The organism is Mesorhizobium sp. WSM4845 (assembly GCF_055811455.1).
Genome location: NZ_JBVVQA010000002.1, coordinates 242,623 through 255,602, shown reverse-complemented (window position 1 = coordinate 255,602; position 12,980 = coordinate 242,623). Strand labels below are relative to the sequence as shown.

The following is a 12,980-nucleotide window of genomic DNA, read 5'->3' as shown; positions in this document are numbered from 1 at the left end:
CACGGCCATCGGCCCTCCTTCGGCGGGGAACAAGTTTATCACACTGACATTGCGATAACACGCTCCTTCGTGCACCCACGACGCTGGCGCGACGTGCACGAGCCGTCTTGGGAGGGCGGAGCAGGACCAAAAGGTCCGGAGGGAAATAGCTAAAGTTGGTTAGCAGTCCTTGGCCCGACCCTTCGGGAATGGCGGATTGCGTCAGGGTCTAACGGATCGTCGCGTTGCGCCGCTGTTCATCGACTGTTCAGGCTCCATGGCTCGATGGCTTGGGAGGTTTTCCAACGCGGGCTGATGTCGATCCCAGCCCGCACCCTCGCGCTGCGGCCCACATCGAAAAACCTTCACCGGTATGCCGTTAAATCGTGTAGTATGTACGTTTTCCGGAGACGGCATGTCCGAGGAGCGGGTTGAGCGCCGTCTGGCGGCGATCCTGGCTGCCGACGTGGTAGGCTACAGTCGCCTGATGGAAGCAAATGAAGAGCGAACGCTCGGCGCGCTTCGCCAGCATCGCCGCGAGTTCTTCGATCCCACTGTAGCCAAGCATGGCGGGCGCATCTTCAAGGTGATGGGCGACGGCTTACTTGTCGAGTTCGGCAGCGTTCTCAACGCCGCCCGTTGTGCCGTAGAAATCCAGCGCGGGATGGTAGAGCGCAACGCCGGGATCCCGGAAGACCGCCATTTCAGGTTTCGGATGGGCATCAATCTCGGCGATCTTATCGTCGACGGCGACGATTTTTACGGCGACGGTGTGAACATGGCAGTCCGGTTGCAAGGTCTCGCCGTACCCGGCGGCATTGCCTGTTCGGAGGCGGTGCGCCACGAGGTCGGCAACAAACTCGGCCTGGACTTCGCCGATCAGGGTGCCAGGACGGTGAAGAACATGTCCCATCCGGTGCATGTCTATTTCGCCAATTGGGGGAATGTCGCCTCGCGCACCGAAATTCGGACCGGCGAGATTGGGACGCGCCCCGACAAGCCTTCGGTGGCCGTCCTGCCCTTCGCCAATATGAGCAACGATCCCGACCAGGAGTTCTTCAGCGACGGCATCACCGAGGACATCATCACCGACCTGTCCAACGTTTCGGGCCTCTTCGTGCTCAGCCGCAACACCGTCTTCGCCTGCAAGCGCCGCGCCCTGAATCTGGAACACATCGCCAGTGAACTCGGTGTCGCCTATGTGGTCGAGGGAAGCGTCCGCAAAGCCGGGAACCGCGTCAGGATCAATGCCGAACTGACCGAAGGGGCGAGCGACGGCCACGTCTGGGCCGCCCGTTACGACCGCGACCTCACCGATATCTTCGCCGTGCAGGACGAGATCGCCAAAGCAATCGTCGAGCAGCTCAAGGTCAAACTCCTTCCCGAGGAGAAGAAGGCGATCGAGCAAGCGCCGACCGAGAATGTCGAAGCCTATACGCATTATCTGAGAGGCCGCGAGTATTATCACATCGCGTCGAAGGCAAACCACCTGATGGCCAGGCAAAGTTTCGCCAGGGCTATCGAACTCGATCCGAGCTATGCTCGAGCTTATGCCGGCATCGCGGTCTGCAACACGCGGCTCCGTTCGCAATTTGGCTTCGACATTCAGGTCGAGGATATTCTGGCAACCACTGCAAAGGCGTTGGCTATCGACCCCGATCTGCCAGAAGCGTATGCGGCTATGGGGCACGCCCTTTCGGGCGCTGGTCGCCGCGCCGAGGCGGTTGCCGCCTTCGAGCGGGCTTTGGCCATGGATCCTAACTGCCATGAGGCCAATCGGTACTATGCCGAGTTCTGCGTGACCCGAGGTCAGTTCGAAATGGCAGCGACGTATTTTCTGAGGGCAATGGAGATCAAGCCGACGGACTATGGTGCGCCGGTTATGCTCGTGAACGTCTTCCGCTCGCTCGGGCAGAACGATCAAGCCGAAAACTATGCGCGGATCGCGATAGAGAAGGCCGAGGAGGAGCTAAGGCTCCACCCGGAGAATGCCAATGTCGGATGCCTTGGCGCGATCATGCTCGCCTTCCTCGGTGAGCATGATCGAGCATTGGCATGGCTGGAGCGCTCCCTTGCGACCGAATCCGGCGACATAAACATCCAGTACAATGCCGCCTGCACCTATGCGCTGCTGGGCGAGAGCGACCGGTCGATCGACCTGCTGGAGGCCTGGTTGCCTCAGGTCGGCACGGAAATGAAGCTGTGGTTCAAGAACGATTCCGATCTCGAGCCCATTCGCGGCCACCCGCGCTACCCCAGGCTGACAGAACTCACGGAATAGGGCGCGGCCGGCGCGTTCGCAGACCCGACAAACAAAAAGACTTGCGTTGCTTACGAAGTTCTCGCCAAGCAACGAAGATTAATTTATGCTAAGCTAATATAGCTCGGGGGGTACTGGGATGGCGACCCGATTCAGGCTCTTTGTCCAGCCTCCGTTCGAGGACGCTCGAGCGTGCCCTGAAATCGTCACGGTTTCATCGCCCCTCGGAAGCGTCGGTGTCGGCCCGTCGGACGATCGAATGTATGTCGTGGAGCCGGTCGGCAAGACCATGCCCTATGGCGTGAACCGCGCGCCCTTGGGAACGCCGTTTATCTATCTGCCGCCCTGGACAGGAAATATCCTCGCGCCGGCAGTGCCCGACGAGCGCGGCAATTTCGATCACTACCAGCCATCGACGCCCGGCTTCGAGGCCGCGCATCTGTTCGGCTCCGTGCGGTTCACGCTCGATGTGTGGGAACGCTACCTCGGCCAGTCGGTAGCATGGCATTTCCGCGATCACCATGAGCGTCTGGAAATCTCGATTCTGCCGACATGGAACAATGCTCAGTTCGGCTACGGCTATCTCGAAGTGGGCAGCCAATTCGAGACGGACGGAAGTATCCTCCCTTTCAGCCTCGACTTCGACGTCATCGCTCACGAGGTCGGCCACGCGATAGCCTTCGCCGTGCTGGGCGTGCCGGGCCTGGGCAAAGAGTTCCCCGAATATGTCGGCTTCCAGGAAGCCTTTTCCGACTGCGTGTCGCTGATCGCCGCCATGCATTTCCCGTCGGTGATCGACAATGTGCTGGATGAGACGCGAGGCAACCTCTATCTCGCCAACCGTCTCGCGCGCTTTTCGGAATTTTCGCCGCATAGCCAGATAAGGTTGGCGAACAACCAGCGGACGATGGCCGAATTCGTTCACGGCTGGAAGAACGAGCATGACCTGTCGGAGCCGCTCACCGGCGCGATATTCGACATCCTGGTCGATATCTTTCACGAGAGCTTGGTGGCACGCGGCCTGATCTCGTCCGAGGTCGAGAATCTCGCCGATGTCGCCGAAGCCGATCCGGCTGCCCGGGCGCCACTACAGGACGCCTTCGACCGCGCTTTCGCCCGCCGGATTGACGGCTTCCGCGAGGCGCTGCTCGATGCGCGCGATGTCGTCGGGATGTATCTCGCCGAAACGCTATGGGCTCTGGGGCCCGATTTTCTGGACTATGGAGATGTCGCGACGGCGATGCTCGCCGTCGACGAGGTCGAGACGGGGGGTGAGTTCTCAAGGCTCATCGATCGCAATTTCAGGCGTCGGGGAATCGGCGAGCTGCACGCTGGCAGGCGGATCAACAATAGGCCGCGCCGCGGCCATTCCCATTCGGCGCGCACCTTGCTGCCGAGAGATATATCTAATTTTCCGAAGATGAGCTATCGAGAAAGAGTTCTGTTAGCGAGGTCGATGTCTATCTAGATAATAATGAGTGGAGAGGAAGATGTCAGATAATGAAACACTACTTGGCGTATCATCTGTATATCTGTTTGGGCGGCCGCTTGACGACGTGATCCTGAGAGGAGGCGGCGTATACGGTAACTTACGGGTACCAAGACCAGGAAACAACAATTTTCTGCGACGCCAGCTCGAACATGTTGTTGGAACTGCTCCGAATCAACGCCCTGATGCGCGTCTGGCGCGGATTTTTTCTTTTTCCTTTGAGGGAGCATTTTATGAACTGGCTCCGCCAGCGATTTTTCTCGTCCATGGGGCTGGCCTTGACCCCGACGACCCTCCCCCGACCAATGCCGCTGGCCAAGTTGAGTACAAAAGACTGTCCCGAGCTCCCGGCTCCAGTGCGCGAACGGGCCTCGGCTTGCAAATTGGAGCCTTCTCCAAGGACATGAGAGTATGGATTTACGACAAGAGCGACCATTCACTCAGGCTGGACGCAGAGACGGGGTCACTCGAGCAAATCCTGTTATCTGGAGAGGCCCATGGCGGAGGCATGGGCAGGTCGGGCGGAGGCATGGGTAGATCGGGCGGCGGCATGGGCAGATCCGGTGGCGGCATGGGTAGATCGGGCGGCGTGATGGCAAGATCAAGCGGATGGACGCCACGAAAAGCAGGCGATCTAGATTGATTTCGTCGACGTGAGGCAATAACAAGAAGGAACATCCTATGCCTGTAGATCCTGTAGATATAGATCGTTTGGAAGATAACCCTGTTGACATCCCTAAAGGTGGCATTAAATACTTTGACATTGTTGGCAATAATCTTCTGACAGCTGACTTGGAATTCTACGCCTCATTCGATCAAGCTGGCGCGAAACGGGACAATGAAATTAAAATCTATGTCGATGAGTTTGGAACAAGAAAAAAAGAAAGACTGCCGATGATTGCTGAGGCAACTGAAAAAGCGGACAACAATGCGAATAAAGTACGCTGGGTTGTGATCAAATTGAATGGCAATATAGCGGACACAGAACAAGGTTTGAGAGTCATTTAGAGGCCTTCGCCGCCTGCAACGCGGCCCGCCAGAAGTCGGCTCCTGGCGCTGTTCCGACCATTTGAGCACACGCATTGCACGGAGCCTGTGCGCATTTAATCGACCACACCACAAGGCATCAGCACGACCTTGCCGGTCGAGCGGCGCTCCTCCAGCAGGCGGTGCACTTCGTTGGCCTGGTCGAGCGGATAGCGGCCGCCTTGCGTCACGGCAAGCTGGCCGCTGGCGGCCAGCTTGAAAAGCTCCGACAGGCTGGCCCTGAGGCCATCGGCAGAGAGCAGCGGCAGCAGGGCAAAACCTCGCAGGGACTGGTTCCGGGTGATCATCGCTTCCAGGTACGAGGCGCTGATCGCGTATCTGCCCAGGGCTGCAAAGACCAGCTCTCCGCAAGGTGCCAGAGCATTGAGCGACGCCGCCGTCATCGAGCCGCCGACAATGTCGTAGATGATATCGACGCCAGCGCCGCCTGCCGCTTCCCGCACACGCATGGGCCAATCCGCCGTGCTGTAGTCCACCGCGGCATCGGCCTCAAGCGACAGGGCAAGATCGAGCTTGGCCCTGCTGCCGGCGGCCGCGATCACGGTGCTGGCGCCCTGGCGTTTGGCGAGTTGGACCAGCAGAGAGCCGACTCCGCCCGCGGCAGCGGTGACCAGCACCGACTTGCCGGCGGGCGGGCTTTGCCGCAGCAGATGAAAAGCCGTCAGTCCCTGCACCATCAAGGCCGTCGCGTCTTCGAATGAGAGCGCGTCGGGCAAAGGCACGGCCAGCTTTGCGTCGATCGTCACATAGTCGGCATAGCCGCCAAACGGGCGTTTCGAAGCGAATAGCGGCGCCGACCCCTTGACCAAGCGCCTCCACTGTGCCGGCAGCCTCGACGCCGAGAACCATCGGCAATTGCGGCGTCATCGCATAGCGATCCCCGCGCATCAACACCTCGAAGAAATTCACGCCGGCCGCATGAACACGGATCAGCACCTCGCCTGCTTGCGGCTCCGGCTTCGGCATCTCGACGATGTCGAGGACGTCGGGACCGCCGAAACGGTTCAGTTGAATGGCTCTCATGGCATGCACCCATCGCTATGGCATCGGCTGCTGTTTGCCACTATCTGCCTGATCGCGACCACACACTCATTTGTCCCCTGCTGACCAGGAGGTGACCATGGCCATGCCGACCAAAACGGGGCCGACCAAAACGGGGCCGACCAAAAGGCTGCTCAAGAGACTGCCTCTGCTGCCGGCGGAACGCGCGCTGAAAGTGATCTCGGGCCGATGGAAGGCTGTCATTCTCTACCATCTCTTCGACGGCCCCCGGCGGCTGTCGGCGCTGAAGACGCTGGTGCCTGATATCACCCAGAAAGTGCTGATCCAGCAGCTTCGCGAAATGGAGGAACACGGCCTTGTCAGACGCGAGATCTTTGCCGAGATCCCCTCACGCGTCGAATATTCGGCGACGCGCCTCGGCCTCAGCCTCGAGCCTATCCTTCTGGCGCTCTGTGAGTGGGGCCAGCACCATGCGGATGAGTTGAACGAGATGGACCGCCTCGCCGACTGTATCATCAGGCCTCGGCAGGCGCGGCAGCCAGCCATCGCCTGAATCAAAAGGGGCGACGCAAGCGCCGCCCCGGGAATCCTTGGGAGGATTGTTGTGGTCTGCGGTTCAGGCCGCCTTGACTTCCTCGGCCACCGCGTCGGCCTGGCGCGCCGCCTTCAGCACTTTGGCCCACCAGGCAACGTCGTTGACCAGCGCGGTCGCCGCCTGGTTCAGGTGCTCGAGCTCCTCGAGCTTCTTTTCACCTTGCCGGACGGCAAGGAAATCGCCCCACGCAATATGGACTGCCGACTTGACCGGCGCCATCTGCAGCTCGACCGCATGCAGCCTCAGCTGCTCGACGGCACGCGCGCCGCCGACGCTGCCATAGCCGACGAAGCCGGCCGGCTTCTTGTTCCATTCATTGGCGGCGTAGTCGATCGCGTTCTTCAGCACGGCGGTCGGGCCATGGTTGTATTCGGCGGCGGTGAAGATGAAGCCATCGAATTCGGCGACCTTCTTCTGCCAGCGCTTTGCCACTTCATTCTGCGACGGCGCCCAGGCGGACGAAGCGACCTCGTCGAAGAACGGCAGTGGGAAGTCGCGCAGGTCGACCACTTCCACGTCGATGTCGGCATGCGACTTGGCGATCTTGGCGATCCACTGGGTCGGAACGTCGGCGAAGCGTGCGGCGCGGGTCGAACCGACGACAATGGCGATTTTGGGTTTGGACATAGAGGGGCTCTCCTTCAGGCGAATTTCTGGTATCGTTTAGATACCTGAGCTATATGAGTGACTGCGCCGACGAGGCGCAAGGAGGCACCTTTTTGATACCAAGGCACCCGCACCGCACCGAGGACTGCCGCGCCATCTCGGAAATCCTGCAGCGCGTCGGCGACAAATGGACCGTGCTCGTCGTCGGCAAGCTCGGTGACGGGCCGCTGCGCTTCAACGAATTGCGCAGCGCCGTCGGCGGCATTTCGCAAAAAATGCTGACCACCACGTTGCGCGGGCTGGAGCGCGACGGCTTCGTCACCCGGACCGTGTTTCCGACCATTCCGCCACGCGTCGACTATGAGTTGACCGACCTTGGCTACGAGCTGCTTGTGCCGGTCGGCGCGCTCGGCGAATGGGCGCGCAAGAACACCGAGCGGGTCAAGGCCGCTCGCGCGAGGTTCGATGGGATACATGCCTGAAACTCTTGCGCCGCAAGGGTTCACAGCAGCGAGCCGCTTGTCTCGCCGTCCCTTCTCCCCTTGTGGGAGAAGGTGGATCGGCGCGCAGCGCCGAGACGGATGAGGGGTGTTGGACGGAGTGCCGTCGGTGCCAAGCTGGAACACCCCTCATCCGACCGCGCTTCGCGCGGCCACCTTCTCCCACAAGGGGAGAAGGGAAGTCAGCTTTCCGCCGGAACGGCCTTCGGCTTGCCTTCGCCGTCCAGCGCCACCATGACGAAGTCGGCGTGGGTGACCTTTTCCATCAGGTCGGAGAGGTAGCGCTGCGCCCATGCCTCGACCTTGAGCGTCATCGAGGTGCGGCCGACGCGCTCGACATGCGTATAGATGCACAGCGTGTCGCCGATCTTCATCGCCTTGGCGAACGACATTTCCTTCACCGCCGCCGTCACCACGCGGCCCTTGGCGCGCTCGGCGGCGCGGATGCCGCAGGCCAGATCCATCTGCGCCATCACCCAGCCGCCAAAAATGTCGCCCGCCGCATTGGCGTCCGAAGGCATGGCCAAGGTCCTCAGCGTCAGATCGCCAATCGGCCGCCCGTCCGCGTAATGCACCATGCGCCAAATCCCCTCGATATCGATCTTCTCCCGTATCGGGATGGCACCGATGCGTCAACGCGCACTGCCAGGTGCTAGACTGCGCGCAACGAGTTGAGAAAGGCAGCTGATATGAAACTTACCTCTCGCCCTCTGACATCAGATCTGTGGCCCGCGCTCGAGGAGCTGTTCGGTGAGAGCGCCGCCTGCAGTCGCTGTTGGTGTATGTACGGTCGTATCGGCAGTTCTTATCGAAAGCGATCAGGCGAGGAAAACAAGGCTGCGTTCCGACAAGCCGTCGAGCATGGTCCCTCCCCAGGCGTGCTTGCTTTCGACGGCGGTACTGCTGTCGGCTGGTGCCGGGTGACACCCCGCGATGCCGTGCCCTGGCTCGATCGGCTGTGGCAGTTGAAGCGGGTGGATGATGCGCCGGTCTGGTCCTTGTCCTGCCTCTACGTGCGAAAAGCATACCGCCGGCAAGGCATCACGTCTCACCTGATCGCAGCGGCGCTGCAAGCTGCAAGGCGCGCAAACGCCCCTGCACTTGAAGCCTATCCTTTTGATGCAAGCGTATCGCCGAGCGCTTCCGGCAGCGGATACGCTTCCACCTTCGCTCGCGCCGGGTTCAGGGTCGTCGCTCGCAGGATGCCAACCCGCCCGATCATGCGTTATGATTTCCAGCAAAATGCTGATGATGGCGTGTAATGCTGGACCGCTTGGCGACGCGGCAAAGGCCGCTTCGGGCAGGACACCAAATGCAAACGAAGTGCCGGTCGCTTTTTTCACAGGCGATGCCGGAAGTTCCGGTGATCGCGGCGGCTTGCGGCGTCTAGGTTGAGCGAGAATTCGGAGCCGGCCGCAGCCATCATGCAGACCTATGATTTCATCATCGTTGGCTCCGGCTCGGCCGGCTCGGTCGTGGCCGAAAGACTGTCGGCTTCCGGCCGCTTCTCGGTTCTGGTGCTCGAGGCCGGCGGCAGCGACCGGCGTTTCTACGTCCAGATGCCGCTCGGCTACGGCAAGACCTTCTTCGATCCGGCGGTCAACTGGAACTACAAGACCGAGCCGGACCCCGGCCTCGCCGGCAATGTCGACCACTGGCCGCGCGGCAGGCTGCTCGGCGGCTCGAGCTCGATCAACGCCATGGTCTGGATCCGCGGCGCGCGCGAGGATTTCGACGCTTGGGCAGCGGCCGGCAATCCCGGCTGGGCCTTCGATAACCTGCTGCCCGTCTTCAAGGCGCTGGAGGACAATCAGGCCGGCGCCGATCAATGGCGCGGGGTTGGCGGTCCGCTGCATATCACCGACTGCTCGACCGCAGTCCATCCGCTGACCAAGCGCTATCTGGCGGCCGCCAGTCAGGCCGGCCTGCCGTTCAACCCGGATTTCAACGGCGCCTCCCAGGAGGGCGCCGGCATCTATCAGATCACCACCAAAAACGGCCGCCGCATGTCGGCCGCCCGCGCCTTCCTGCGCCCGGCGATGAAGCGCAAAAACCTCCGCGTCGAGATCAATGCGCTGGCGACCAGGATCCTGTTCGAGGGCAAACGCGCCGTTGGCATCGAGTATCTCCAAAATGGTGAGACGAAAACCGCCCGCGCCGGCCGCGAGGTCATCCTGTCGGGCGGCTCGATCAATTCGCCGCAATTGCTGCAGCTTTCCGGGGTCGGCCCGTCGGCCCTGCTCGGCGCTCTCGGCATTGCCGTCGTCCACGCCAACGAGAATGTCGGGGCGAACCTGCAGGACCATGTCGGCATCAACTACACCTTCAGGGGCAGGCTGCCGACGCTCAACCAGATCCTGCGCCCGTGGTGGGGCAAGCTCATGGTCGGCATGCAATACATGCTGATGCGCTCCGGCCCGCTGTCGCTGTCGATGAACAATGCCGGCGGCTTCTTCCGCACCGATCCGGCGACGGCACGGCCCAACATGCAGCTCTATTTCCAGGCATTCTCGACCGTCATTCCGAAGAGCGGCGAGCGCCCGATCCTGACGCCCGATCCGTGGCCGGGCTTTTCCATCGGCCTGTCCAACTGCCGCCCGTCGAGCCGTGGCGAGATCATGATCCGCTCCGCCAATCCGCGCGACTATCCGAAGATCGTCGCCAACGCCTTCTCGACCGAGGCTGATGTCGCCGAGATGCTGGCGGCAGTGAAGTTCATCCGGAAGATCGCCGCCATGCCGGCAATGGCCGAGATCATCGAGGAAGAGGTGTTGCCTGGCCCGTCAATCACCTCGGACGCGGATCTCATCCAGGATTTCAGGAGGCGCTCGGGCACCGTCTACCACCCGGTCTCGACCTGCCGCATGGGGCCGGACGCTGCGCGCGCCGTCGTCGACCCGCGCCTGCGGGTTCACGGCCTCGAAGGCTTGCGGGTCATCGACGCCTCGATCTTTCCCGATAACATCACCGGCAACACCAACGCCGCCGCGATCATGACCGGATGGAAGGGCGCCGAACTGGTTCTGGAGGATCAAAAATGAAAATCACCGACGTAAAGACCTGGGTTGTCGGCAACCCGCCGCCCGGTATCGGCGGCAAGTATTTCATCTTCGTCAAGCTCACCACCGACGGCGGCGTCGTCGGCTATGGTGAGGCCTACAACGCCACCTTTTCCGCCCACGTCACCGCGAGGATGATCGAGGACATGGCCGAGCGCTATCTCATCGGCCGCGATCCGCACGACATCGAGAACTTCTTCCGCCGCGCCTATTCTTCGGGCTTCACCCAGCGCCCAGACGTGTCAGGCATGGGCTGTTTTTCGGCGCTCGAAATCGCCTGCTGGGACATCATCGGCAAGGAGGCCGGCAAGCCGGTCTACAAGCTGCTCGGCGGTCAGGTGAACGAAACGCTTCGTTCCTATACATATCTCTATCCGCACAGCGGCAGCGTCCATTCGGAAGATGCGCGCGGCAAGAACGTCTACAACGACCCCGACCTGGCGGCGGAATGCGCGCTCGAATATGTCGAGCAGGGTTTTAATGCCGTCAAGCTCGATCCGGCCGGCCCCTACACTGCCTTTGACGGTCACCAGCCGCGTCTCGTCGACATCGATCTCTCCGCCCGCATGATCAAGGCGATCCGCGAGGCGGTCGGCACAAGGGCCGACATCCTGTTCGGCACGCATGGCCAGTTCACCGCATCGGGCGCGCTGCGCATGGCCCGCGCCATCGAACCCTACGACCCGCTGTGGTTCGAGGAGCCGGTGCCGCCCGATATGCCTGAGGTAATGGCCGAGGTGGCGCGCGGCACGTCGATCCCCATCGCCACCGGCGAACGGCTGACGACCAAGTTCGAATTCGCCCGTGTCATCGAGAACCGCGCCGCGACCATTTTGCAGCCGGACCTCGGCCGCTCCGGCGGCATTCTCGAAACCAAGAAGATCGCCGCCATGGCCGAGGCCTATCACATCCAGATCGCCCCGCACTGCTATTGCGGGCCGATCGTCGGTGCGGCCAACATCCAGCTTGCCGTGACCCTGCCCAACTTCCTCATCCTGGAATCGCTGAAGCAGTGGGACGGTTTTCACGAAAAACTGCTGAAGAAGAAGATCGAGTGGCAGGACGGCAACGTCATTCCGTCGAAGGAGCCGGGCCTTGGCGTCGAGCTCGACGAAGCCGTCTGCGAAGCGCATCCCTGGACCGGCACGGAGCTGCATCTGCAGATGATGCAGACGCCGTTGACGCCGTGAGCGCGCAAGAGCTGCGACCGGGTTTCCCGGCCAGGCTCAAGCTCTGCCGTCAGGTAATTGTCAAGCGATTCCAGCATGTTGTCCTGATCGCCTAAATCACGATCGAAGCGACCGGAACCGAGGTCTCAACAGCTTGATTCAATACCTCAGCGTCAGCGCGCCGGGCAGGATCTCGAAGGTCGCCGGTATGCGCCCCGGCGACTCGCCGTCTATGTCGACCAGCGCGCCGTTCTTTTGCACATCGCCGAGCGGTTCGACAACGACTTTCCTGCCGCGCAAAATGGTGATTGCCGGATGGTTGCGATGCCGGCCGCCATAGATCAGACGGAGATCCCAGATCAGCTTCAGCTTGCCAGCCGCGCGCAGGATGACGATGTCGAACTGGCCGTCGTCCAGTTCGGCATCCGGCGCGATCATCATGCCGGCGCCGAAGAATTTTCCGTTGGCCACCGCCACCAGCGCGACGCGCGCCTCGACCGGGACGCCGTCGTCGACGGTGATCACGACGTCCTGGAACCGGTAGCGCATGAATTCCCACACGGTGCGCCAGTAGAACAGCGCCTTGGCCGACACATTGCCCTTGCGCTTGTCGGCGTTGACCGCGCGGTCGGTGGCGCCCGACAGCCCGAGGCTGGCGATGTTGATGAAATGGCGGCTGGCCAGGGCGCCATGGTCGTCGACATAGGAGATGCGGCCGGCATCGACCCGGCGGGCCTTGGCCTCGGCGATGCGCTTCAGCGTCAGGTCGACCTCGTCCGAAAGACCGAGCCCGCGGGCGAAATCGATGCCGGCGCCGCAAGGCAGCAGGCCGAGCTCGGCCGTCCGGCCGCTTTCCGCAAACGCCTGCAGCAGCCCGTCGGCGACTTCGCTGGCGGTGCCGTCGCCGCCCGCCGCGATCACCAGGTCGAAGCCGCTGGCGGCAAGGACCAGCGCCAGCCGTTCGGCGTCGCCGGTCGCCTGCGTCTCGCGCAGCTCGAAATCGCCGAAATGTTTCCTGAGCGAAGCGCTGACCTCCGGCCAATGCCGCTTGAGCCAGCCGCCGCCGGCAATCGGATTGAGAACCACCCCGACCTTCAAGAATGCCTCCCATAGGTCAGCAACGACACTGCTGTCCTAAAATCCTTCGCCGGCATTGACGCCCGCGCCGCAGTGTGGGGCAAGGGCAGAATCCTGCAGCTCGCCGCAGGATGGGCGTGTCCCGCCCCGCATCTCGGCAAAATAAACGCGCCGATGCAGGCCTTGGTCCCCGATAA

The 12,980-nt window shown here is 61.9% G+C and carries 13 protein-coding genes and 1 pseudogene; 10 read left to right on the top strand and 4 right to left on the bottom strand.

Annotation, left to right across the window (positions count from 1 at the left end):
* Nucleotides 1-394: 394 nt before the first annotated feature.
* The 4 genes from AC0L2C_RS03515 to AC0L2C_RS03500 all read left to right on the top strand — a co-directional run bounded on the left by AC0L2C_RS03515 (nucleotide 395) and on the right by AC0L2C_RS03500 (nucleotide 4,736).
* Nucleotides 395-2,260 (top strand): TPR end-of-group domain-containing protein, encoded by a 1,866-nt coding sequence (locus AC0L2C_RS03515; RefSeq protein WP_473522699.1) that lies wholly within the window; start codon nucleotides 395-397, stop codon nucleotides 2,258-2,260.
* Nucleotides 2,261-2,378: 118 nt separating this feature from the next.
* On the top strand, nucleotides 2,379-3,707 hold the full coding sequence (locus tag AC0L2C_RS03510; RefSeq protein ID WP_128186517.1) for a gluzincin family metallopeptidase: 1,329 nt from the start codon (nucleotides 2,379-2,381) through the stop codon (nucleotides 3,705-3,707).
* A 22-nt stretch (nucleotides 3,708-3,729) separates the two neighbouring features.
* Entirely contained in the window at nucleotides 3,730-4,371 is a 642-nt protein-coding gene (locus AC0L2C_RS03505; RefSeq protein WP_128186519.1) for a hypothetical protein, read from the top strand.
* Nucleotides 4,372-4,409: 38 nt separating this feature from the next.
* Nucleotides 4,410-4,736: a hypothetical protein gene (locus AC0L2C_RS03500; RefSeq protein ID WP_473522698.1), complete on the top strand. Its 327-nt coding sequence runs from the start codon at nucleotides 4,410-4,412 to the stop codon at nucleotides 4,734-4,736.
* 95 nt (nucleotides 4,737-4,831) lie between these two features.
* Here the strand turns inward: AC0L2C_RS03500 and AC0L2C_RS03495 are convergent.
* Nucleotides 4,832-5,663: pseudogene (locus AC0L2C_RS03495) on the bottom strand (quinone oxidoreductase family protein).
* Here AC0L2C_RS03495 and AC0L2C_RS03490 point away from each other — a divergent pair.
* Complete coding sequence (locus tag AC0L2C_RS03490) at nucleotides 5,577-5,882, top strand: hypothetical protein (RefSeq protein ID WP_473522801.1); 306 nt, start codon at nucleotides 5,577-5,579, stop codon at nucleotides 5,880-5,882. The pseudogene AC0L2C_RS03495 and the gene AC0L2C_RS03490 overlap by 87 nt on opposite strands.
* 13 nt (nucleotides 5,883-5,895) lie before the next feature.
* Nucleotides 5,896-6,330, top strand: coding sequence for a winged helix-turn-helix transcriptional regulator (locus tag AC0L2C_RS03485; protein WP_473495156.1), 435 nt, complete (start codon nucleotides 5,896-5,898; stop codon nucleotides 6,328-6,330).
* Between the two features lie 63 nt (nucleotides 6,331-6,393).
* On the opposite strand, the gene AC0L2C_RS03480 is transcribed toward AC0L2C_RS03485, so the two are convergent.
* A complete protein-coding gene (locus AC0L2C_RS03480) occupies nucleotides 6,394-6,999 on the bottom strand; it encodes an NADPH-dependent FMN reductase (RefSeq protein WP_128176248.1) in 606 nt (201 codons plus the stop codon).
* A gap of 92 nt (nucleotides 7,000-7,091) precedes the next feature.
* Between AC0L2C_RS03480 and AC0L2C_RS03475 the strand changes: the two genes are divergently transcribed.
* Nucleotides 7,092-7,460, top strand: coding sequence for a winged helix-turn-helix transcriptional regulator (locus AC0L2C_RS03475; protein WP_473522697.1), 369 nt, complete (start codon nucleotides 7,092-7,094; stop codon nucleotides 7,458-7,460).
* Nucleotides 7,461-7,660: 200 nt separating this feature from the next.
* Here AC0L2C_RS03475 and AC0L2C_RS03470 read toward each other — a convergent pair whose 3' ends face one another.
* Nucleotides 7,661-8,056, bottom strand: a complete 396-nt coding sequence (locus AC0L2C_RS03470) for an acyl-CoA thioesterase (RefSeq protein ID WP_027151084.1) — start codon at nucleotides 8,054-8,056, stop codon at nucleotides 7,661-7,663.
* Nucleotides 8,057-8,167: 111 nt separating this feature from the next.
* Here AC0L2C_RS03470 and AC0L2C_RS03465 point away from each other — a divergent pair, with 111 nt between their 5' ends.
* The 3 genes from AC0L2C_RS03465 (at nucleotide 8,168) to AC0L2C_RS03455 (ending at nucleotide 11,727) form a co-directional block, all read left to right on the top strand.
* Nucleotides 8,168-8,740 carry a GNAT family N-acetyltransferase gene (locus AC0L2C_RS03465; RefSeq protein WP_473522790.1) on the top strand — a complete coding sequence of 191 codons (573 nt, stop codon included), beginning with the start codon at nucleotides 8,168-8,170 and terminating at the stop codon, nucleotides 8,738-8,740.
* 162 nt (nucleotides 8,741-8,902) lie between these two features.
* The gene (locus AC0L2C_RS03460; RefSeq protein ID WP_473522789.1) at nucleotides 8,903-10,519 is read left to right on the top strand and encodes a GMC family oxidoreductase; all 1,617 of its coding nucleotides are present in this window, start codon (nucleotides 8,903-8,905) and stop codon (nucleotides 10,517-10,519) included.
* Entirely contained in the window at nucleotides 10,516-11,727 is a 1,212-nt protein-coding gene (locus tag AC0L2C_RS03455) for a mandelate racemase/muconate lactonizing enzyme family protein (RefSeq protein WP_473522696.1), read from the top strand. The genes AC0L2C_RS03460 and AC0L2C_RS03455 overlap by 4 nt, the downstream gene beginning before the upstream one ends.
* 138 nt (nucleotides 11,728-11,865) lie before the next feature.
* Here the strand turns inward: AC0L2C_RS03455 and AC0L2C_RS03450 are convergent, their stop codons facing one another.
* Entirely contained in the window at nucleotides 11,866-12,804 is a 939-nt protein-coding gene (locus AC0L2C_RS03450; RefSeq protein WP_473522695.1) for a diacylglycerol/lipid kinase family protein, read from the bottom strand.
* Between the last annotated feature and the right edge of the window lie 176 nt (nucleotides 12,805-12,980).